At 71.8% G+C, this 21,718-nt stretch carries 18 protein-coding genes; 10 read left to right on the forward strand and 8 right to left on the reverse strand.

The annotated features are described in order from the left end of the window. From ACZ61E_RS14005 to ACZ61E_RS14025, 5 genes are all read right to left on the reverse strand, one after another. Positions 1 to 966 (reverse strand): alpha/beta fold hydrolase, encoded by a 966-nt coding sequence (locus ACZ61E_RS14005; RefSeq protein WP_469699888.1) that lies wholly within the window; start codon positions 964 to 966, stop codon positions 1 to 3. Further along, on the reverse strand, positions 963 to 1,460 hold the full coding sequence (locus ACZ61E_RS14010) for a phage holin family protein (protein WP_469699889.1): 498 nt from the start codon (positions 1,458 to 1,460) through the stop codon (positions 963 to 965). Before ACZ61E_RS14010 ends, ACZ61E_RS14005 begins: the two co-directional genes overlap by 4 nt. Before the next feature lie 83 nt (positions 1,461 to 1,543). Beyond that, positions 1,544 to 2,959, reverse strand: a complete 1,416-nt coding sequence (nhaA, locus tag ACZ61E_RS14015; protein ID WP_469699890.1) for a Na+/H+ antiporter NhaA — start codon at positions 2,957 to 2,959, stop codon at positions 1,544 to 1,546. Positions 2,960 to 3,090: 131 nt separating this feature from the next. Continuing rightward, on the reverse strand, positions 3,091 to 5,046 hold the full coding sequence (gene acs, locus ACZ61E_RS14020; RefSeq protein ID WP_469699891.1) for an acetate--CoA ligase: 1,956 nt from the start codon (positions 5,044 to 5,046) through the stop codon (positions 3,091 to 3,093). Positions 5,047 to 5,248: 202 nt separating this feature from the next. Continuing rightward, the gene (locus ACZ61E_RS14025) at positions 5,249 to 7,789 is read right to left on the reverse strand and encodes a bifunctional SulP family inorganic anion transporter/carbonic anhydrase (protein ID WP_469699892.1); all 2,541 of its coding nucleotides are present in this window, start codon (positions 7,787 to 7,789) and stop codon (positions 5,249 to 5,251) included. Positions 7,790 to 8,081: 292 nt separating this feature from the next. Between ACZ61E_RS14025 and ACZ61E_RS14030 the strand changes: the two genes are divergently transcribed. After that, positions 8,082 to 9,434 carry a polysaccharide deacetylase family protein gene (locus tag ACZ61E_RS14030; RefSeq protein ID WP_469699893.1) on the forward strand — a complete coding sequence of 451 codons (1,353 nt, stop codon included), beginning with the start codon at positions 8,082 to 8,084 and terminating at the stop codon, positions 9,432 to 9,434. A 118-nt stretch (positions 9,435 to 9,552) separates the two neighbouring features. Here the strand turns inward: ACZ61E_RS14030 and ACZ61E_RS14035 are convergent, their stop codons facing one another. Then, positions 9,553 to 10,539 carry an ATP-binding protein gene (locus ACZ61E_RS14035; protein ID WP_469699894.1) on the reverse strand — a complete coding sequence of 329 codons (987 nt, stop codon included), beginning with the start codon at positions 10,537 to 10,539 and terminating at the stop codon, positions 9,553 to 9,555. Between the two features lie 102 nt (positions 10,540 to 10,641). On the opposite strand from ACZ61E_RS14035, the gene ACZ61E_RS14040 reads away from it, so the two are divergent. Then, positions 10,642 to 11,550 (forward strand): Fic family protein, encoded by a 909-nt coding sequence (locus ACZ61E_RS14040; protein ID WP_469699895.1) that lies wholly within the window; start codon positions 10,642 to 10,644, stop codon positions 11,548 to 11,550. Between the two features lie 416 nt (positions 11,551 to 11,966). Here ACZ61E_RS14040 and ACZ61E_RS14045 read toward each other — a convergent pair whose 3' ends face one another. Continuing rightward, positions 11,967 to 12,803 carry an HAD family hydrolase gene (locus ACZ61E_RS14045; RefSeq protein WP_469699896.1) on the reverse strand — a complete coding sequence of 279 codons (837 nt, stop codon included), beginning with the start codon at positions 12,801 to 12,803 and terminating at the stop codon, positions 11,967 to 11,969. 569 nt (positions 12,804 to 13,372) lie between these two features. Here ACZ61E_RS14045 and ssd point away from each other — a divergent pair. From ssd to ACZ61E_RS14080, 7 genes are all read left to right on the forward strand, one after another. After that, positions 13,373 to 14,488, forward strand: a complete 1,116-nt coding sequence (gene ssd / locus ACZ61E_RS14050) for a septum site-determining protein Ssd (RefSeq protein WP_469699897.1) — start codon at positions 13,373 to 13,375, stop codon at positions 14,486 to 14,488. Beyond that, positions 14,485 to 15,666 carry a TadA family conjugal transfer-associated ATPase gene (locus ACZ61E_RS14055; RefSeq protein ID WP_469699898.1) on the forward strand — a complete coding sequence of 394 codons (1,182 nt, stop codon included), beginning with the start codon at positions 14,485 to 14,487 and terminating at the stop codon, positions 15,664 to 15,666. Before ssd ends, ACZ61E_RS14055 begins: the two co-directional genes overlap by 4 nt. Positions 15,667 to 15,701: 35 nt before the next feature. Further along, positions 15,702 to 16,586, forward strand: coding sequence for a type II secretion system F family protein (locus tag ACZ61E_RS14060; RefSeq protein ID WP_469699899.1), 885 nt, complete (start codon positions 15,702 to 15,704; stop codon positions 16,584 to 16,586). Next, on the forward strand, positions 16,583 to 17,374 hold the full coding sequence (locus ACZ61E_RS14065) for a type II secretion system F family protein (protein ID WP_469699900.1): 792 nt from the start codon (positions 16,583 to 16,585) through the stop codon (positions 17,372 to 17,374). The genes ACZ61E_RS14060 and ACZ61E_RS14065 overlap by 4 nt, the downstream gene beginning before the upstream one ends. 130 nt (positions 17,375 to 17,504) lie before the next feature. After that, positions 17,505 to 17,819, forward strand: a complete 315-nt coding sequence (locus ACZ61E_RS14070) for a DUF4244 domain-containing protein (protein WP_469699901.1) — start codon at positions 17,505 to 17,507, stop codon at positions 17,817 to 17,819. Further along, a complete protein-coding gene (locus tag ACZ61E_RS14075; RefSeq protein WP_469699902.1) occupies positions 17,806 to 18,276 on the forward strand; it encodes a TadE family type IV pilus minor pilin in 471 nt (156 codons plus the stop codon). The genes ACZ61E_RS14070 and ACZ61E_RS14075 overlap by 14 nt, the downstream gene beginning before the upstream one ends. Beyond that, complete coding sequence (locus ACZ61E_RS14080) at positions 18,273 to 18,752, forward strand: Rv3654c family TadE-like protein (protein ID WP_469699903.1); 480 nt, start codon at positions 18,273 to 18,275, stop codon at positions 18,750 to 18,752. Before ACZ61E_RS14075 ends, ACZ61E_RS14080 begins: the two co-directional genes overlap by 4 nt. On the opposite strand, the gene ACZ61E_RS14085 is transcribed toward ACZ61E_RS14080, so the two are convergent. After that, positions 18,742 to 21,255: a DEAD/DEAH box helicase gene (locus ACZ61E_RS14085; protein ID WP_469699904.1), complete on the reverse strand. Its 2,514-nt coding sequence runs from the start codon at positions 21,253 to 21,255 to the stop codon at positions 18,742 to 18,744. The two genes, ACZ61E_RS14080 and ACZ61E_RS14085, sit on opposite strands and share 11 nt — an antisense overlap. Before the next feature lie 80 nt (positions 21,256 to 21,335). Here ACZ61E_RS14085 and bldG point away from each other — a divergent pair, with 80 nt between their 5' ends. Further along, a complete protein-coding gene (gene bldG, locus ACZ61E_RS14090) occupies positions 21,336 to 21,689 on the forward strand; it encodes an anti-sigma factor antagonist BldG (protein WP_078075833.1) in 354 nt (117 codons plus the stop codon). The last annotated feature ends 29 nt before the right edge of the window (positions 21,690 to 21,718 follow it).

Genomic DNA, 21,718 nt, shown 5'->3' on the forward strand with positions numbered 1-21,718 from the left:
TCAGCGGTCGGGCTCGGGGTCCTTCAGCCAGTTGACGAGCTCCGTGGAGAACGCCACCGGGTCCTCCTCGTGCGGAAAATGGCCAAGACCGTCGAACAGCCGCCAGCGGTAGGGGGCCTCGACGTACTCTGCGGACCCCGCCGTGCTGCGCGTGCGCATCGCCGGATCGAGCGACCCGTGCAGCTGGAGGGTCGGCACCCGCACGGGCCGCTTCATCCGCCGGTTGAACTGGATCCCGTCCGGCCGGGCCATCGACCGCACCAGCCAGCGGTACGGCTCGATCGAGCAGTGCGCGGTGGAGGGGATGGTCATCGCGCGCCGGTAGATGTCGACGGTCTTGTCGTCGGGCGGCTGCGGCCCCGACCAGGCGCGGATCAGATCCCCCACCAACGCCCCGTCGTCCGCGACGAGCTGACGCTCCGGCAGCCACGGCCGCTGGAAACCCCAGATGTACGAGCCGGCCCTGCTCTGTGAGAAGTCCGACAGCATCGCCGACCGCCAGCGGCGCGGATGCGGCATCGACGACACCACGAGCCGGCGCACCAGCTTCGGCCGCATGACGGCGGCGGTCCAGGCGAGGTACCCGCCGAGGTCGTGCCCGACGAGCGCGGCGTCCGGCTCGCCGAGCGAGCGCACGACACCGGTGATGTCGAGGGCCAGATTGGCGGGGTCGTAACCGCGGGGCGTACGGTCGCTGCCGCCCACGCCCCGCAGGTCCATCGCGACGGCCCGGTACCCGGCCTCGGCGAGCGCGGGCAGCTGGTGCCGCCAGGTCCACCAGAACTGCGGGAAACCGTGGAGCAGCAGCACCAGCGGCCCGTCGCCCATCTCGGCGATGTGGAAGCGGGCCCCGTTGGCGGCCACGTCCCGGTGCGTCCAGGGGCCGTCGAGTCGCACATCGGCGGCGACGGTCGCGCCTGGGATGCTGCCGGAGGGGGTGCCAGAGCCGTTTTCGGGGGCGGTCATGCAGATGAGCGTGCCACAGTCTCGCCGACCTCATGGACCGGGCGCGGGTGTGGCTTGACCGTCTGGAGCACGGCGGCGGACTGCTTGGCGGACGCGATGCTCTTCTCCGGCGGCTTGACCTTCTTGAACTTGCGCATGGCGATCAGGCCCAGCAGACCGGCGAGAAGCAGAAACGCTCCGCCGACGATCAGGAACGACCACGCGAGCCCCAGGCCCCAGTTGTGGATCCCGTACGCGGCGGCGAAGCTCAGTACCGGCAGCGAGAAGAGGGCGAACACTCCCGCGATACCGATGGCGGCACTGCCCGTCACGCCCCGCTTGACGTCCTGCCGCAGCTCCGCCTTGGCCAGCGCGATCTCGTCGTGCACCAGCGCGGACATCTCCGCGGTCGCCGTCGAGACCAACTGGCCCAGACTGCGGTCGCCGTTGACCCGGACGGCTGGAACGGTGTCGGCGGTGGTGGTCACGGCGGCATGGCTGCCGGGGTCGCTCATCGTTGACTCCCTCGTTTCGGCTGCGCTCTCACAGATCTGGGATTCTTCCGGCTCTGCGCCTTCAGATCATGCCGGATGTCAGATCATGCCGGACCGGCGCCGTCCTCGCGCGTCGCTGCGGCGTGTTCCGCCATCCGGCGGTGTTCAGCTGCCTTCCCCTCGTAGATGGCGGCCATTCTCAAGTGGTACGCCGGGTCGTCCTGTTCGTATATGTCGGGGACACCGGACATGTCCTCGTCGAGTTCCTCGGCGTCGTACAGCGCCCGGTAGGTACGGACCCGTACACGCAGCAGTACGGCGGCGAGTACGGCGGCGATCACCGAACCCGTCAGGACGGCCGCCTTCACCTCGTCCGTCAGCCCCGGATCGCCGGTGAAGGCCAGCTCGCCGATGAGCAGCGAGACGGTGAAGCCGATCCCGGCGAGCGTCGCCACCGCCAGGATGTCCGGCCAGGCCAGGTCCTCGTTGAGTTCCGCCCGAGTGAAGCGCGCGGTCAGCCAGGTGCCGCCGAAGATGCCGAGCGCCTTGCCGACGACGAGCCCGAGGACCACGCCGAGGGTCTCCGGCCGCGTGAAGACGTTGGACAGCGCGTCGCCGCTGACCGGGACACCCGCCGAGAACAGCGCGAACAACGGGACGGCGAGACCGGCCGACAGTGGGCGGACGAGATGCTCGATGCGCTCGCCCGGCGACTCCTTCTCGCCCTCGCGCCTGACGCAGCGGAGCATCAGGCCCATCGCGACGCCCGCGACGGTGGCGTGGACGCCGCTGTTGTACATCAGGCCCCAGACGACGAGCGCCAGCGGGACGTACACGTACCAGCCCCGGACGCCCCTTCTGAGGAGGAGCCAGAAGACGGCGAGCGCCACGAAGGCGCCGCCCAGGGCGATCAGGTCGATGTCGCTGGTGAAGAAGATCGCGATGATCAGGATCGCGAAGAGGTCGTCCACGACGGCGAGCGTGAGCAGGAAGGCGCGCAGCGCGGACGGCAGCGAGGTGCCGAGGACGGCGAGTACGGCGAGGGCGAAGGCGATGTCGGTGGCGGTGGGGACGGCCCAGCCGTCCGTGGAGCCCCCGCCCGCCGCGTTGACCACCAGATAGACGACCGCGGGCACGATCATGCCGCACAGCGCGGCGATCACAGGGAGGGCGGCGGCTTTCGGATCGCGCAGCTCTCCGGCGACCAGTTCGCGCTTCAGCTCGATGCCGGCCACGAAGAAGAAGACGGCGAGCAGCCCGTCGGCGGCCCAGTGCGTGATGGAGAGGTCAAGGCCGAGGGAGGCGGGTCCGAGATGGAAGTCGCCGACGGCCGTGTAGCTGTCACTGACCGGGCTGTTGGCCCAGATCAGCGCCGCGACCGCGGCCACGAGCAGCAGGACACCGCCGACGGTCTCGGTACGCAGCGCGCTCGCGAGATAGTTCCGCTCGGGCAGCGGGAGGCGTCCGAGGAAGGTGCGCGGGGTGGCCACAGGAAGACTCCGGTCGGTTCGGGCGGGCATGACGAATCACCTGCCGACCAGACTTCCCGGCGCACCTTTGGTTCCTTATTACATTGTTGACGCGCCGCCCACTTTACAAAGAGGAGTCCCCGGCGCGGTACGCCGGGGACTCCCGCTGGGCCGCTGTGCGGTCAGTCCTCGCTGGTCGCGCCCGGGAGCTGGGTCTGGATCAGCTCCATCACCGAGGAGTCGGTGAGCGTCGTGACGTCCCCGAGCTGACGGTTCTCGGCGACGTCGCGCAGCAGCCGCCGCATGATCTTGCCGGAACGGGTCTTCGGCAGCTCGGCCACCGGCAGGATCCGCTTCGGCTTGGCGATCGGCCCCAGCGCCGTACTGACGTGGTTGCGCAGCTCCGCCACCAGGCCGTCGTCCACCGACGCCGTACCGCGCAGGATGACGAAGGCGACGATCGCCTGGCCCGTCGTCTCGTCCGCCGCGCCGACGACGGCCGCCTCGGCGACCTTCGGGTGCGAGACGAGGGCCGACTCGACCTCCGTGGTGGAGATGTTGTGGCCGGAGACCAGCATCACGTCGTCGACCCGGCCGAGCAGCCAGATGTCGCCGTCGTCGTCCTTCTTGGCGCCGTCGCCCGCGAAGTACTTGCCCTCGAAACGCGACCAGTAGGTGTCGATGAACCGCTGGTCGTCGCCCCAGATGGTGCGGAGCATCGACGGCCACGGCTCCGTGAGAACGAGATAACCGCCGCCCCCGTTCGGCACCTCGTTGGCCTCGTCGTCCACGACGGTCGCCGAGATACCGGGGAGAGCGCGCTGCGCCGAGCCGGGCTTGGCCTCGGTGACACCGGGCAGCGGGGAGATCATCATGCCGCCGGTCTCGGTCTGCCACCAGGTGTCCACGACGGGGGTCCGGCCGGCGCCGATGTTCTGCCGGTACCAGATCCATGCCTCGGGGTTGATCGGCTCACCGACCGAGCCCAGCACGCGCAGCGACGACAGGTCGAACTTGGCGGGGATGTCGTCCCCCCACTTCATGAACGTGCGGATCGCGGTCGGTGCCGTGTAGAGGATCGTCACGCCGTACTTCTGGACGATCTCCCAGAAGCGCCCCTGGTGCGGGGTGTCGGGCGTGCCCTCGTACATGACCTGCGTCGCGCCGTTGGCCAGCGGTCCGTACACGATGTACGAGTGGCCGGTCACCCAGCCGACGTCGGCCGTGCACCAGTAGACGTCCGTCTCCGGCTTGAGGTCGAAGACCGCGTGGTGGGTGTATGCCACCTGGGTGAGATAGCCGCCCGAGGTGTGCAGGATGCCCTTGGGCTTACCCGTCGTGCCCGACGTGTACAGGATGAAGAGCGGGTGCTCGGCGTTGAAGGGCTCCGGCGTGTGCTCGGCGGACTGACGGTCGACGATGTCGTGCCACCAGACGTCCCGGCCCTCGCTGAAGGCGGTCTCCTGGCCGGTGCGGCGTACGACCAGGACGTGCTCGACCTGCGGGCAGCGGGCGACGGCGTCGTCGATCGCGGGCTTGAGCGCGCTCGGCTTGCCGCGCCGGTAGCCGCCGTCGGAGGTGATGACCAGCTTGGCGTCGGCGTCCTGGATACGGGAGGCCACTGCGTCGGCCGAGAAGCCGCCGAAGACCACGGAGTGCGCGGCGCCGATACGGGCGCAGGCCAGCATCGCCACGGCCGTCTCGGGGATCATCGGCATGTAGATGGCGACGCGGTCGCCTTTGGTCACGCCGAGCTCGGTGAGCGCGTTCGCGGCCCGCGAGACCTCGTCCTTCAGGTCGGCGTAGGTCAGGGAGCGGCTGTCGCCCGGCTCGCCCTCGAAGTGGATGGCGACCCGGTCGCCGTTGCCCGCCTCGACGTGGCGGTCCACGCAGTTGTACGCGACGTTGAGTTCGCCGTCCGCGAACCACTTCGCGAAGGGCGGGTTCGACCAGTCGAGGGTCTCGGTCGGTTCGGTGGCCCAGGTGAGCCGCCGGGCCTGCTCGGCCCAGAAGCCAAGCCTGTCCGCCGCGGCCTGCTCATACGCCCGCGCCGTCACGTTGGCGTTGGCGGCCAGCTCCGCCGGTGGCGCGAACCTCCGCTCTTCCTTGAGCAGGTTGGCCAGGCTTTCGTTGCTCACGACATCTCCCTTTCCCAGGGCGTCCTATGTGTCCCCGGGCCTAGCTCATCAGGCAGATGCCCGGGTGACAAGGGTCTTCAGGAAATTGGTTTAGACCTATGCGGCTGGGCTTACGGGTGGGCGGAACGGCTGAGTGGCCCCGTTCCCCGGCTGTGGTGGGGAACGGGGCCACACATTCTCACGGATGCGGCGGGGCTCCGGTTCAGGCGCGCGACTCCTCGAAAGCCGCCGGGGCCACCCGGTTGAACACCTCGTCGGAGCTGCCGGACGGCCCGTCCGGCGATCCGCTGGACGGACCGTCGGTGGCGAGCAGATACGCCTGCGCCTCGCCGACATGGAAGTACATGCCGTGCAGTTCGAGCCGGCCCTCGGCCAGGCGCCGGGCCACCGCCGGATGGGCGCGCAGATGCTCCAACTGCTGCACGACATTGGTCAGACAGAGCTGCTCGACCGCGTCGGCCGGCAGTCGGCCGGAGATCCTGGCCCACGCGTGGTCGCTGCTCCGCATCCGCTCCAGACTGGGCCGACCGTGCCGGAGCCAGCGGGTGAGGGGGGAGGAGCCGGTGGGCGGGGTGGCCGGCGCGACCGTCTGTGAGCCGGCTCGTGTGGTCGTCCGCGCGGTGGTCTGCGCGGCGGCCTGCGCGGGGGGCGCGTCCGGCGGGCCGGGCGTGGTCATGGTGGTCGTGGTGTCAGGGGTGTTGGGAGCGTCAGGCGTGTCGGGCGGTTCGGGCGTGCTGAGGAGGGCCTGCATCGCGCCGCATCCGGAGTGCCCGCAGATCGTGATGGACTCGACCTGGAGGACCTCGACCGCGTACTCGATCGCCGCCGCGACCGATTCGTCCTGCCCCTCCGCGCCCTCCTCTCCCGGGAGGGGGACCAGATTGCCGACATTGCGCACGGTGAAGAGATCACCGGGGCCGCTCGCCGTGATCATGCTCGTGACCAGCCGCGAGTCCGCGCAGGTGAGGAAGAGCTGCGACGGCTGCTGGCCCTCGCGCGCCAGCCGCGCCAGCTCACCCCGTACACGCGGAGCCGTGTGGCGCTGGAACGAGCTGAGCCCGCTCGCCAGTTTCCCGCCCCGCACCCGGCTCGACACCCACTGCTTGTCCGTCGTCCGCCCCCGCGTCGGTGGCTGCTCCACGGGGGTGCCGCAGTGGTGGTTGCGCCACGGGGTCCATGGCCGGCAGCAGGAGTTCGACCCCATCGCCGGCTCGGCGGGCTCGGCGATCGGGTCCCCCGATCCGCCGGCGAACTCGACCGTGCCGCCCTGCGCCAGATGCGCGACCTGCCAGTCGTGCAGCGCCTCGTACGCCGCGTGGTCCATGAAGGAGCCGTCCAACTCGACCACGCAGTCGCTGCCCTGGGGCACCTGGTGCAGAAGCCGGCTCAGCCGGGGGACGGCCAGGAAGGTCAACTGGCCGCGGGCGCGGAGCCGGTGGACGCCGTCGTGCTCCTCAAGCGTGATCCGTGTCCGGGTGAGCCGGTGCAGCGCGACGGCGACCGCCAGCGCGATGCCGATGGCGACGCCCTCCAGGACACCGGTGAACACGACACCGGCCAGCGTCCCGACGTAGACGAGCAGTTCGCGATTGCGCTGCACATTGCGCATGTGGACGACGTTGACCAGCTGGATGCCGATGACCATGACCAGCGCGGCGAGAGCGGCCAGCGGGATCAGATCGAGCACCGGCACCAGGAAGAGCGCGGCGACGGCGACCCACAGCCCGTGCAGCATCGCCGAACGCCGGCTGACGGCGCCCGCTGCCACGTTCGCCGCGCTGCGGACGGCGACGCCGGTGACCGGCAGCCCGCCGAGCGCCCCGGAGACGACGTTCGCCGCGCCCTGCCCCGTCAGTTCCCGGTCCAGGCGGGCGCGTGGGATCTGGACGTCCTTGTCCTTGCGGGCGGCCACCAGCTTGTCGACGGCCACCGCCGAGAGCAGCGACTCGACACTGGCGACCAGGGTCACGGTGAGAACGGCGGCGAGCAGTCCGAGCACCGGCCCCTGCGGCATCTCGGGCAGCGCGTGACTGCTCCAGGAGGGCAGATCGACCCGTTCGAGACTCAGCCCCGCCGAGACGGCCACGAGAGTCGCGGCCACCACCGCCGCGAGGGCGGCGGGCGCCTTGCGCAGGATCCGGCCCGTACGCCCGGGGATACGCGGCCAGGCGAGCAGCACGCCCACGGTCAGCAAGCTCACGGTGATCGAGGCCGGGTGCAGATCCGCCAACTGGGCGGGCAGGGCCTGGACGTTGGCGACGGCGGAGCTCTGCGGGCTGCCGCCGAGGACGATGTGCAGCTGGGCGAGCGCGATCGTGACACCGATGCCGGCCAGCATCCCGTGCACGATCGCCGGGCTCACGGCGAGCGCCGAGCGGGCCACGCGCAGTGCGGAGAGGCCTAGTTGGGCGAGGCCCGCGAGCACGGTGATGGCGCAGGTGGTGCGCCAGCCGTACTGATGGATCAGATCGGCCGTGACGACGGTCAGACCGGCCGCCGGCCCGCTGACCTGGAGCGGCGCGCCTCCGAATCGGCCGACCACGATGCCGCCCACCGCCGCGGCGACGAGACCGGCCTGGAGCGGGGCACCGGTGGCGAGTGCGATGCCGAGGGAGAGCGGCAGCGCGATCAGGAAGACCGAGATGGAGGCGGAGAGGTCCGCTCCGGCGATCCGGAATCCCCGCCGCCGGCCGGGCGGGGGGCTGGGGGGCTTGTCTTCGTGTGTGGGGACGCAGGCAGACATGGTTCCCGTCTCCTCCGGGGCGGCGCGGTCGCGGGCAAGGGGGGCGGGGCCGTGGGGCACGGCGGTGCGAGGACGGAATCATCAACGCTCAGTAAATGGATCGTAATGGAGAGTAAAGATTCAGGCATGACTTTCAGGGCAAATGGTGCAAAGTTTCACTCGCGTAGGTGATTAGTCATTTTGTACGGCTTGTCATACCGGATCCCCTCGGGTCCCAGTGCGACGTTGTCGGCGCTCGGCGCCGTGCCCGGCGTTTCGACGCTCAACGCACAGAATCTGAGGAGGTGGGCGGATGCTGGCCGTCACGAAGAGGATCGCCTGCGGCGCGGTCGTCACGGCGCTGGCCGTGGGACTCGCCGGATGCTCGGGGGCCGGTTCGCCGGAACCGAAGGACAAGGCCAACGCCGAGTCCGAGGACGGCTCCCACGGGGCGAAGAAGGGGGCGGGCCCGGCCAAGAGCGCGGTGCGGCTCATCGGCGACGGCTCGACCGCGTACACCGGTGCCCAGCCCGGAGTCCTCAAGCCGGAGCGGCTGAAACCCGGTCAGAAGCCGCCCCAGTTCGTGGTCTTCTCCTGGGACGGGGCGGGCGAGGACAGCCAGAAGCTCTTCTCCCACTTCCGCGAGGTGGGCAAGAAGTACGACGCGAAGATGACGTACTTCCTCAGCGGCGTCTATCTGCTGCCGAAGGACAAGTCCAATCAGTACAGCCCGCCACAGCATGCCGTCGGCCGCTCGGACATCGGCTTCAACGACACCGAGGGGATCAGGAACACACTGCGGGAGCTGCGCGGCGCCTGGCAGGACGGCAACGAGATCGGCACCCACTTCAACGGCCACTTCTGCGGGGCGACCGGCGTCGGGAGCTGGTCGGTCGACGACTGGAAGAGCGAGATCAGCCAGGCGAAGGCGTTCGTCAAGAACTGGAAGAGCAACACCGGCCTGACCACCGAGGCCCCGCTGCCCTTCGACTACGAGAAGGAGCTCGTCGGCGCCCGCACGCCCTGCCTGGAAGGGCAGAAGAACATGATGCTGGCGGCGAAGACGATGGGTTTCCGCTACGACTCCAGCGGCGTCGGCACCCAGGTCTGGCCGAAGAAGTCCGAGGGCATGTGGGACATCCCGCTCCAGCTCGTCCCGGTGCCGGGGCGGCAGTTCGAGACGCTCTCGATGGACTACAACTTCATGTTCAACCAGTCGAAGACGGTCAACGGCGACCCGTCCCAGCACGAGTACTGGGGCAACCAGATGCGTGACGGCCTGATCCAGGCATTCGGCCGTGCCTACGACGGCAACCGCGCGCCGCTGATCATCGGCAACCACTTCGAGTCGTGGAACGGCGGCACGTACATGCGCGCCGTCGAGGAGACGATCAAGACCGTCTGTGTGAAGGACGGCGTGCGGTGCGTGACGTTCAAGGAACTCGCGGACTGGCTGGACGCACAGGACCCCGAGACGCTCGAAAGGCTGCGCGGGCTGGCCGTGGGACAGAAGCCCAAGGGCGGCTGGCAGTCGTATCTGACGGCGCCCCTGGCACCGGCCTCTCCGACGGCGCCCGCGGCTCCGGCGGGCCCGGAGGCCGGCGACTCACCGGCCGCTCCGGACTCCCCGACGGTTCCGGACGCGGACCCCGGCGCCGGTTCTTAAGAGGCCGCGGCCCGCCGAGACCCGAGGACGGGCGGTACGGGTGAGGGCGAGGGCGGTAGGGGCGGCGCGGGTACGGGCGGAGGCCCGGCGCGCGCCGCCCGTACCGCCGTACCGCCGTTCAGCTCGGCTGCGGAACCGCCGCGTCCTCACGGAGCACGAACGCCGGATCGACCTGTGCCGCCAGGTCCCCGCCGGTCTTCGCGTTGCCCCAGCTCTCCGCGTTCTTGAGGTGGAAGTGCACCATCTGCCGCGTGTAGCGCTCCCAGTCGCGGTTCGCGTACGAGTCCTCGGCGGCGTCCTCCAGGACCTGGAGCGCCACGCGGTTCTCCGCCTCCAGCAGCTCGAAGTGGGCGGGGCGGCCCTTCTCCATCGACCGCACCCAGTTGGAGTGGCCGACGGTGACGAGCAGGTCGTCGCCCACCTCGTCCTGGAGGAAGTCCGCGTCGTCCTGGGCCTGGACCTTGTTCCCGACGACGTTCAGCGCGATCCCGAAGTCCCGCGCGTACTCCTTGTACTGCCGGTACACCGACACTCCCTTGCGGGTCGGCTCCACCACCAGGAAGGTCATGTCGAAGCGGGTGAACATCCCGGACGCGAACGAGTCCGAGCCCGCCGTCATGTCGACCACGACGTACTCGTCCGGGCCGTCGACGAGGTGGTTGAGGAAGAGTTCGACCGCGCCGACCTTGGAGTGGTAGCAGGCCACCCCGAGATCGGACTCGGTGAACGGGCCCGTGGCCATCAGCCGGATGTCACCGTCGTCCAGCCGCACGGTGCGGGCGCAGGCTTCGTACACCGGGTTGGACTCCCGGACCCGCAGCAGCCGGGAACCCTCACCCGGGGGTGTCGTCTTGATCATCGAGTCGGCGGACGTGATCCGCTGGTTGGTGCCGCGCAGATACTCCTTGATGAGCGGGAGACGCGAGCCCATCGCCGGCAGCGCGGCGGTCTGCTCCTCGTCGAGACCCAGCGCGGCCCCGAGATGCTGGTTGATGTCGGCGTCCACCGCGATGACGGGGGCCTCGTTGGCGGTCAGATGGCGGATGAAGAGCGAGGCCAGCGTCGTCTTGCCGCTGCCGCCCTTGCCCACGAAAGCGATCTTCATGTTCACCTAGCGTAGTGCCGCTGTCGCTGTGCGCTGCCGTATCCGGTGGGGAAGACCACTCCAACGTGGGGCGCGCGCTGTGGGCGCGTAGCCTTGCTACCTATGAGTACGACAGCTTCGAACGCTTCGTCCGCTCCACGAGGGCACGACCCTCTCGCCACACTGGGCTCCCTGCCGGGCGTTCCCGACGCGGTGGACTCGGTGCGCGAGGCGGTCGACCGTGTCTACGGGCACCGCGTGATGAGACGGCGCAGCAACGAGGTCACCTCCGAGGCGGCGCTGCGCGCGGCGCGCGGATCGGCGGCGCTCTCCGGGGCCGACTGGGCACTGGAAGAGGTGCGCCGGCGCAGCGACTTCGGCTCCGCGGCCGACGCGCTGACCGTGGGAGCCGCGCTGCGGCTGACGGCCGAGGCGGGCCAACTCCTCTCCATCTGGCGGCAGTCGCCGGTGCGGGTGCTGGCGCGGCTGCATCTGGTGGCGGCCGGTGGCGTCGGCGCGGGCGTCGCGGGTGCGGAGGGTTCCGGGGTCGCGGGGGATGCGGTGGGCCGGCCGAGGCTCGCCGGTGAACCGGTCGTCGAGACACCGGGGCCGGACAGTCCCAAGCCGCTGATCGAGGCACCGCTGCCCGGTGCCGACGAGGTGGCCGGACGGCTGGACGGTCTCTCGGCGCTGGTGGTCGAGGGGACTTCGGCGCCCGCGCTCGTCACGGCGGCCGTGGTGCACGGCGAACTGCTGGCGTTGCGCCCCTTCGGCTCGTACAACGGGCTGGTCGCGCGGGCCGCCGAGCGGATCGTCCTGATCGGCAGCGGACTCGACCCCAAGTCGATCTGCCCGTCCGAGGTCGGGCACGCGGAGTTGGGGCGCGCCGCGTACGTGGCGGCGTTCGACGGTTATCTCTCGGGGACGCCGGAGGGGATGGCGGCCTGGATCGCGCACTGCGGTCGCGCGGTCGAGCTGGGTGTCAGGGAGTCGACCGCCGTGTGCGAGGCGCTCCAGCGCGGCGCGGCCTGAGTCGCGCGGCCGGTGCCCCCGGCCCGGCCGGCGTGCCCGCCGGTCCGGGGCACTGCCGGAGGGGTGCTCGTCCCACACGAATGCGGCGGTACCGGAGAGGTACCGCCGCTGGCACGTCCACCCAGTTACCAAGCGTCCTCGAAATGTGCCCATCAGGTCGGGTACTTCGCCCGTCCCTGGTGCGGCTGGCCCGTAATCGACGGGTCGACGTCGCGTGGGTACTCGGTTTTCATGCTCGGTCCGTGGGGCCTTCTTGCGTCAACAGGTCATCCTCGCGGATGTCCTTGGTCTCGCGGGCCGTTGATTCCTTTGTACTCCTGTCCGGAGTCGAGCGAAAGTCTTCGTCCGACAACTTTACTTTTAGGTTCAAATATGGGCGAACCGCACGGTCGTGGCCGGTGTGGCCGCCGATCAGGTCATACGGCGGCCGCCTGGCGCCGCCGGCTCGCGTACCAGACCAGTCCGGCGGTGGCCGCCGCCGCGCCCACCGCGGCCACCGCCATGAGCGCCGGCCGCGGCGGCATGGAGAAGGCCGGCAGCCGCTGCTTGAGCCGCACCGGCCGGTCGAAGACGAGAATCGGCCAATCGCGGGCCACCGCTTCGCGCCGTAGCGCCTTGTCCGGATTCACCGCGTACGGGTGGCCGACCGACTGGAGCATCGGCAGGTCGGTGGCGGAGTCGCTGTACGCGTAGCAGCGGTCCAGGTCGTACCCCTCGGACGCGGCGAGCGCCTTGACCGCCGCGGCCTTGGTCGGCCCGTACGCGTAGTACTCGATCTCGCCCGTGAAGCAGCCGTCCTCGCCGACCACCATGCGGGTCGCCACGACCCGGTCGGCGCCGAGGAGTTCGCCGATGGGCTCGACGACCTCCGCGCCGGACGTGGAGACGATCACCACGTCGCGTCCGGCCGTGTGGTGGTCCTCGATGAGGGAGGCGGCCTCGTCGTAGATGATCGGGTCGATGAGATCGTGCAGCGTCTCGGCGACGATCTCCTTGACCTGCTGGACGTTCCAGCCCTTGCAGAGCGCGGAGAGGTACTCGCGCATGCGCTCCATCTGGTCGTGATCGGCGCCGCCGGCGAGAAAGACGAACTGCGTGTATGCGGTGCGCAGTACGGCTCGGCGGTTGATCAGTCCGCCTTGATAGAAGGACTTGCTGAAGGTCAACGTCGACGACTTCGCAATGACCGTCTTGTCCAGGTCAAAGAAGGCCGCTGTGCGAGGCAAGGAGTGGTTTTCCACGAAGTCGAGCATAGGCGCCCACCATTCGGCGTAAGGTACGGCGCGTGGGTTTGCCTGAGAAGGCCCTCGGGTACACCATGGAAGTCACGGATCGTTCGCGACCGTGCTCACCTGGTCCGGCTCCTCCCCCCCCGAGTCGGTCTGGGGGACGACCCCCGCTCTCCCCCCCGGCGGGGGTCGTCGCATGTCCGGATGCCTTTCCGGCGCCCGGACCCCTGCCCCTCGCGCACTCCTCCCTTCGCCGTACCTCGCGTGCGCGGATCTGGATCGCACTCTACTGGTCACTGTGCGTAGCGGCCAGGCTGCGCTGAGAAGTCACCGGTATGAGCTACGGAGTTATTCACAACCGGTGAGTTGTCCACAGCTTTTGAGCAAGATCCACACGTTTTTTCCGCGCGGGGCACGGTGATTTCCCACCGCGAAAGTTCGCGGTAGCCGGAATCGCAGATGCCGGATCACTTCGAGATCGCTGAGATCCCGCTCCGTCGATGCCCTTCGGGTGTCCGCGGAAGGCAGGGGTTCGCGCTTCGGCGCGACAGCGGACATCGATCCGGCATCGCGGTAAATAGGGGGTGGAGAGAATGGCTGGATTCAGGACGTCCGAGCGCTCGCCGGTCACCGAAGGGCGCATGGCCGGACCGCTGATCGTGACCGAGGACGTCGAGCTGCTCGACGATCTGCTGCGGCTGTGCGCGGCCGCGGGCGCGGAGCCGGAGGTGCACCACTCCGTGCCCGAGCGACGGGGCGGTTGGGAGTCCGCTCCGCTGGTCCTGGTGGGCGACGACGCGGCCGCGCGCTGCCGGTCCGCCACCCGGCGGCGGGACGTGCTGCTCGTCGGCCGGGACCAGGACGACCCGGACGTATGGCGGCTGGCGGTCGAGATCGGCGCCGAGTGTGTGCTGCGGCTGCCCGACGCCGAGAGCTGGCTCGTGGACCGGATCGCCGACGTCGCGGAAGGGGTGGGGCGCCAGGCGCTCACTGTCGGGGTGATCGGCGGCCGGGGCGGTGCCGGGGCCTCGACGCTCGCCTCCGCCCTGGCGGTCACGGCGGCCCGGCAGGGCCGGCGGACCATGCTCGTCGACGGTGATCCGCTCGGCGGCGGGCTCGACGTGCTGCTCGGCGGCGAGCGGGTGGACGGCCGCCGGTGGCCTGATTTCGCCGCCTCCAAGGGACGGGTGGCGGGCGGCGCCCTGGAGGAGTCGCTGCCCCGGCTGCACGATCTGCGCGTCCTCAGCTGGGACCGGGGCGACAGCGTGCTGGTCCCGCCCGAGGCGATGCGCTCCGTCCTCGCGGCGGCCCGCAGGCGGTGCGAGGTCGTGGTGGTGGATCTGCCGCGCCGGGTCGACGAGGCGGTGGCGGAGGCCCTGGCGCAGTTGGACGTGGGGCTGCTGGTCGTGCCGGGAGAGCTGCGGGCCGTCGCGGCGGCCGGGCGGGTCGCGTCCGTGGTGGGCATGGTCCTGCCGGACCTGCGGGCGGTCGTCCGTGGGCCGTACGCGGCCGGGCTGGACGACAGCTGGGTGGCCGACGCGCTGCGGCTGCCGCTCGTGGGTGAACTTCCCGAAGAGCCGGGCCTGTTGGCCGCCCAGGAGAGCGGGGCGCCGCCGGGGGCGAGCGCGCGTGGGCCGCTGGCGCGCTTCTGCGCCGCGTTCTGGGACCGGGCGCTGGTGGGCGCCGGGGACGGGAGCGTGACCGCGTGAGCGCCGTGGCGCGACCCAGGGGCGCTCAGGTCGGCGGAGCACTCCTCGACGCCGTACGGCAGCGTCTGGCGGAGAGCGGGGCCGAGCCGACCCCGGCGCGCGTGGCGGCGGCTCTGAGGGCCCAGGGGAGGCTCCTGGGGGACACGCAAGTACTGGGCGCGGCGGAGGAGTTGAGGTGCGAGCTGGTCGGTACGGGGCCGCTGGAGCCGCTGCTGGCCGACCCCTCGGTGACCGATGTGCTGGTCTCGGCGCCCGACCGCGTCTGGGTGGACCGGGGCGGCGGGCTGGAGCTGACGGACGTCTCGTTCGCGGACGCCTCGGCCGTACGGAGGCTGGCGCAGCGGCTCGCGGCGGTGGCGGGCAGACGGCTGGACGACGCGCGCCCCTGGGTGGACGCCCGGCTGCCCGACGGGACACGGATGCACGCGGTGCTGCCCCCGGTGGCCGTCGGATCGACCTGTCTGTCACTGCGGGTCGTGCGCCCCCGCGCCTTCTCACCGGCGGAGCTGACCGCCGCCGGGACGGTTCCGCCGGGCGGCGAGCGACTGCTGCGGGCGCTGATCGGGGCCCGGGTGTCGTTCCTGATCAGCGGTGGTACGGGCTCAGGGAAGACAACCCTCCTGGCGGCGATGCTCGGTCTGGTGGACGAGCGGGAGCGGATCGTCCTGGCCGAGGACTCGGCCGAGTTGCGGCCCGACCACCCGCATGTCGTGCGCCTGGAGGCGCGGCCCGCCAACCAGGAGGGCGCGGGCGAGGTGACCCTTGAGGACCTGGTCCGGCAGGCGTTGCGCATGAGGCCCGACCGGCTGGTGGTCGGGGAGGTGCGCGGAGCGGAGGTGACGACGCTCCTCGCGGCCCTGAACACGGGCCACGAGGGCGGCTGCGGGACGGTCCACGCGAACACCGCCGCCGACGTGCCCGCGCGCCTGGAAGCCCTCGGAACGGCCGCGGGGCTCGACCGGGCCGCCCTGCACAGCCAGTTGGCGGCGGCGCTGTCGGTCGTGATCCATCTCGTACGGGACCGGACCGGGAGCCGTCGTATCGCCGAGGTGCATGTGCTGGAGCGGGACGCGGCGGGGCTGGTGGTGCCGGTGCCCGCGCTGCGCTGGGGCGCGGAGGGGTTCACGTACGAGCGGGGCTGGCCGGGGCTGCGGTCGCTGATCGGGGACGCGCTGTGACGGCGACGGGGAGGACGGCCCTGATGCCGGGCCCGATGAGTGTCACCGCCTTCTGTGCGGCGGTGTCGGCCGGGTTGGCGGTATGGCACTGGATGGCCGCTGGTGCGGTGTCGCGGCGGGCGGAGCTGCTGCTCGGCACCGGAGCCGGCGGCCCGGGCGGGGCCGGGGCGGTGCGGAAGGTGCTTCCGCACCGGGAGCGGACGGCGACGGCGGTCCGGGAGTGGCTGACGGGGTTGCCGAAGGAGTGGTTCTGTCTGCCCGTCGCGGCGGTGTTCGCGCTGTGGGGCGAGTCGGTGATGCCGCTGGCCGCCGGTGCGGTGGCGGCGCCGCTCGTGCGGCGGCGGCTGCGGGCCGGGGAGCGGCGCCGGGCGGCGGAGCGGCGTGCCGGGGCGGTGCGCGGTCTCTGTGACGCGTTCGTCGGGGAGTTGAGAGCCGGGGCGCAACCGGCCGAGGGGCTCACCACGGCCGTCCGGGCCGTCGAGCGTGACCTGGACGGCCCCGAGATCGCCCTGGTGGTCGCGGACGCCCGATTCGGGGGCGACGTCCCCGCCGCTCTGCGCAGGGCGGCCCGGCTGCCGGGCGCGGAGGGCCTCGCCGGGATCGCGGCCTGCTGGCGGGTCGCGGTGGACGGCGGGGCGGGGCTCGCCGCCGGGCTCGAACGGCTCGGTGCCACGCTGCGGGCGCAGCGGGATCAACAGGATTCCTTGCGGGCCCAGTTGGCCGGTGCGTGGTCCACGGCCGTAGTGCTGGCGCTGCTGCCCCTGGTGGGTCTGGCGATGGGCTGGGCCATGGGCGCCGACCCGATGAGCGTGCTGCTGCACACCCCCGCCGGGCTGAGCTGTCTGGTGGTGGGCGGGCTGCTGGAAGCGGTGGGCTTCTGGTGGGCGGGGCGGATCGTCCGGGGCGGGAGCGCGGTATGAACGAGCGGATCACGCAGGGGGATTTCGTCCACAGCGCGTGGGTGGCCGCCTCGCTGCTGGCGGCGGTGGTGTCCGTGGTCCTCGCCTGGTCGGGATGGCGGCGTGAACGGGCCGCGCGCGGACGGACGGTGGCGTTGCTGGCCATGGAATCGGCGCCCCGTCGGTGGCGCGTACGGCCGGGGTTCGTGGCCCGACTCAAGGCGTGGGGCACGCCGTTGGGGATCGGGTGCCTCGGCTGGGTCCTGGTCGGAGGGATCGCCGGCCCGGTGGTGGGGCTCGCCCTGGCGTACGGCGCCGGGCGGTGGCTGCGTACCCGTGAGCCGGACTCCACGGCCGTCACGGACGAGACCGCGCGCCAATTGCCTCTCGCCGCCGATCTGCTCGCCGCCTGTCTGTCGGCCGGCGCGGGTCCCCGCGAGGCGGCGGAGGCGGTGGGGGAGTCGCTCGGCGGCCCGGTCGGAGACCGGTTGGTGAGTACGGCGGCGGCGCTGCGGCTCGGGGGCGAACCGGTCGAGACGTGGGGGCGGTTCGGCGCGATACCGGGCGCCTCGGACCTGGCCCGCTGTCTGGAGCGGGCCGGATCCACGGGAGCGCCGGCGGCGGAGCCCGTCGCCCGGCTGGCCGACCGGCTCCGGGCGGAGCGCGCCCGGCAGGCGGCGGCGCGCGCGGGCCGTGCCCAGGCGCTGATCACCGCTCCGGTGGGGCTGTGCTTCCTGCCCGCCTTTCTGGCGGTGGGGGTGGCACCGGTGGTGATCGGTCTGGCGACCGGGTTCCTGGGCGGCAACTGACCCTTCGGCCGGGCTGATTCAGCTCTGTCTTTCCACCGGCTCTCTTTCGACGGCGCTCTCATTGGCGCTCTTTCACCTGTGCCGGTCCATGGGTGCCGGTCCAACTGTGCTGGTTCAACGGGAGGTTGACATGAAGAAGCGGACGGGACTGTCGAGGCGACAGGCGTGGCGTGTGGTGGAGGAGGTGAGCAGGATGAGCCGACCGCTCCGGAGCGGGGCCCGGGTCGGCAGCGGCCCGCGGACGGGAGGCGGTCTGCGGACGGGAGGCGCTCTGCGGACCCGGGCCGGTCTGTCGGCGGACTCCGGAAATGTGAGCGCCGAGTACGCGATGGTGACGCTCGCCGCGTGCGGACTCGCCGCCGTGCTCTACAAGGTGGTCACGAGTGCGTCCGTCACGGGCGCTCTGGAGTCGGTCATCGGGAACGCGCTCGATGCGAAGTTCTGAGTCCCGAGCGGCGGTCGACGGTGTCGGGGCCTCGCGACCGTCCGCGGAGCACGGCGACCGGGGGTCGGTGACGGCGGAGGCGGCCGTGGCGGTGCCGGCGCTGGTGGTGTTCGTCGCGGCGCTGCTGTGGGCGCTGATGGCGGCCTCCGCCCAGATCCAGTGCGTGGACGCCGCGAGGGCGGGTGCGCGGGCCGCGGCCCGCTCGGAGCCCCGGGACGCGGCGGTGGACGCCGCCCGCTCGGCGGCTCCCGCCGGCGCCGAGATCACGCTGGCCCGCTCGGCCGACCTGTGGCGGGTGCGCGTGGAGGCCCCGACTCCGGGGCCCCGGGGCATCGCCCTGACGCTCACCGCCGAAGCGGTGGCACCGGCTGAGGACACGGCGGCGGGCGGGACCTCTCCGAGGGAGGGGGCCGCCCCGAGCGGTCGGCCGTCCGCGCCCGCGAAGGGGGCGCCATGAGCCGGGACCGGGGGTCGGCGACCCTATGGGTGGCCATGGCGACGGCCGCGCTGATCGCCGTGTTCGCGGTGGTGCTCGCCATGGGCCAGGCGGTGGTGGCCAGGCACCGTGCGGGCTCGGCGGCGGATATGGCGGCGCTGGCGGCGGCCGGTCGGGCGCTGCGCGGGGCGGAGGCCGCGTGCGCGCGGGCGGCCGAGGTGGCCGGGGCACAGGGGGCGGAGGTGGTGCGGTGCGCGGTGGCCGGTGAGATCGCGGACGTGACCGCGCGGGCCGGCTTCGGCCCGTACACCCCGACGGTCAGGTCCCGCGCGGGCCCACCGGACGCGGCGCCCCCGCCCCCACCGGGGTCCGGGAAGATGCTCCCGGCCCCCTCTGCCGCGCCGCCCCCACCGGTCCAGGTGCCGGGGACGCGATGGGCGCCCGTACCGGCGCCCGCGGGGCCCGGACCGCCGCCGGGCGGCGCGCTCAGCCCGTGACGTCGGCTCCGGACTCGGCCGTCCGCGGTCCCGGCAGGTCCGGTGCCTCCGCCGGAGGGGGAGCCGACCTCAGGAGTTCGCCCAGGAGCCGGACGGCCGCGCGCTTGTGCAGGGGCTCGTTGCCGTTGCCGCACTTCGGGGACTGGACGCACGACGGGCAGCCCGCCTCGCACTCGCACGAGGCGATCGCCTCGCGCGTCGCGGTGAGCCATTCGCGCGCGGTGTGGAAGGCGCGTTCGGCGAACCCCGCGCCGCCGGGGTGGCCGTCGTACACGAAGACCGTCGGCAGCAGCGTGTCCGGGTGGAGCGGTACGGAGACGCCGCCGATGTCCCACCGGTCGCAGGTCGCGAACAGCGGGAGCATCCCGATGGACGCGTGCTCGGCGGCGTGCAGGGCGCCGCCCAACTGCTCGGGATTGACCCGGGCGGCGTCGAGCTGGTCCTCGGTGACCGTCCACCAGACGGCGCGGGTGCGCAGTGTGCGGGGCGGCAGATCGAGTTTGCTCTCGCCCAGGACCTCGCCGGTGATGAGCCGGCGGCGGAGGAAGGAGACGACCTGGTTGGTGACCTCGACGGAGCCGTAGCAGAGGCGCCCACCGCCCCACGGGATCTCCGTGTCGGTTTCGAGGACGGAGATGGCGGTGGTGTCGCGCGCGGTGGTGGAGTACGGCGGGGCGGCCTCCTCGACGAGCGCGACCGAGTCCGCCAGGTCCAGTCGCCGCACCAGATAGGTGCGGCCCTGGTGCAGATGGACGGCACCGTCGTGCACGGCGGTGTGGGAGGCCGCCTCGTCGACGGTGCCGAGCAGCCTGCCGGTGCCCGCCTCCACGATCTGGACGGGCCGGCCTCCCTCGCCCCGGATGTCGGCGAGATCGGCGGCCCGCTCACGGCGGGTCCAGTACCAGCCGGTGGTGCGCCGCCGCAGCAGGCCCGCGGTGACGAGTTGCGGCAGCAGTTCGGGCACCGCAGGTCCGAAGAGCGCCAGATCGGCCTCGGTGAGCGGCAGTTCGGCGGCGGCCGCGCAGAGATGGGGGGCGAGGACGTACGGGTTGTCCGGGTCGAGGACGGTGGACTCGACGGGCTGCCGGAACAGCGCCTCGGGGTGGTGGACGAGGAACGTGTCCAGCGGGTCGTCCCTGGCGACCAGGATGGCCAGCGCGCCCTGGCCGGCCCGTCCGGCGCGGCCCGCCTGCTGCCACAGGGAGGCGCGGGTGCCCGGATAGCCGGCGATGACGACGGCATCGAGGCCGGAGACGTCGATGCCCAGCTCCAGGGCGGTGGTGGCCGCGAGGCCGAGGAGTTCGCCGGAGTGCAGGGCGCGCTCCAGGGCGCGGCGTTCCTCGGGGAGGTAGCCGCCCCGGTAGGCGGCGACGCGCCCGACGAGGGAGCGGTCGATCTCGGCGAGGCGTTCCTGGGCGATGACCGAGATCAGTTCGGCGCCGCGCCGGGACCGTACGAAGGCGACCGAGCGGACGTCCTGGAGGGTCAGGTCGGTGAGGATGTCGGCCGTCTCCGCCGTGGCGGTGCGTCGGACGGGCGCGCCCTTCTCGCCGTGGAGTTCGGTGAGAGGGGGCTCCCAGAGGGCGAAGACGACCTCGCCGCGCGGTGAGGCGTCGTCGGCGACCTCGTGGACGGGCAGACCGGTGAGCCGCCCGGCGGCCGACGCGGGCTCGGCGGCGGTGGCCGAGGCGAGGAGGAAGACGGGGTCGGAGCCGTACCGCGCGCAGACACGCCGCAGCCGGCGCAGGACCTGGGCGACGTGGGAGCCGAAGACACCGCGGTAGGTGTGGCACTCGTCGATGACGACGTAGCGCAGGGAGCGCAGGAAGGAGGACCAGCGGGGGTGGGCGGGGAGTATCCCGCGGTGCAGCATGTCGGGGTTGGTGAGGACGTAGTTGGCGTACTGGCGTACCCATTCGCGTTCCTCGACGGGGGTGTCGCCGTCGTACACGGCCGGGCGCACACCGTTGCCGAGCGGTGCGGCGAGCGCCTTCACGGCGCGGCGCTGGTCGGCGGCGAGCGCCTTCGTCGGGGAAAGGTACAGGGCCGTCGTGCCGCGACCGTTGGGTGCCTCGGACCCCTCCAGGAGCGTGCTGAGCACCGGCGCGAGGTAGGCGAGGGACTTGCCGGACGCGGTGCCGGTGGCGATCACGACGGATTCGCCGTCCAGGGCGTGCTCGGCGGCGGCGGCCTGGTGGGCCCACGGGTGGTCGACCCCGGCCAGTTGAATGGCGTTGATCACTTCTGGCCTGATGCGATCGGGCCAGACCGCATGACGACCCGCACGTGGGGGCAAGTGCTCCGTATGGGTGATGCGCGCGGCCCGGCCCGCTCCCGCGGTGAGCCGGTCCAGGACCGTACCGGGGGAGGGGCGGGGTTCCCCGCTCTCGGGCGGCCTGCCAGGACCGTGATTCGTGGCCATCGGCACCGAGTCTGTCACTGGCGTGGCGGACAATGGTCCTAAGGCGTCGTGCATGGCTGCCGGTAAGTGATTGAATGCCATCGCGGCTGGCGATACGCCCCCTGGCTCCGTCGGGAGAGACCCGAGGGGCGACCGCTCGATTGCAAGGTGCTGGAGGATCCGTGGACCTGTCCCTGTCGACTCGCAATGTGTCCGGCCCAGGTGGCGACCGTACGGTCGTCGAGGTCGGTGGCGAGATTGATGTGTATACCGCGCCCAAGCTGCGCGAGCAGTTGGTCGAGTTGGTGAACGACGGCAGCTACCACCTGGTCGTCGACATGGAGGGCGTGGACTTCCTGGACTCGACCGGCCTGGGCGTGCTCGTGGGCGGACTCAAGCGTGTGCGTGCCCACGAGGGCTCGCTGCGGCTCGTCTGCAACCAGGAGCGCATTCTCAAGATCTTCCGGATCACTGGCCTGACCAAGGTGTTCCCCATTCACACCACGGTCGAAGAGGCCGTCGCCGCCACCGACTGAGTCCGGCCGGAGGCTTTCGGAAGGAAGGG

The sequence above is a fragment of the Streptomyces sp. NPDC104581 genome, from assembly GCF_055583685.1.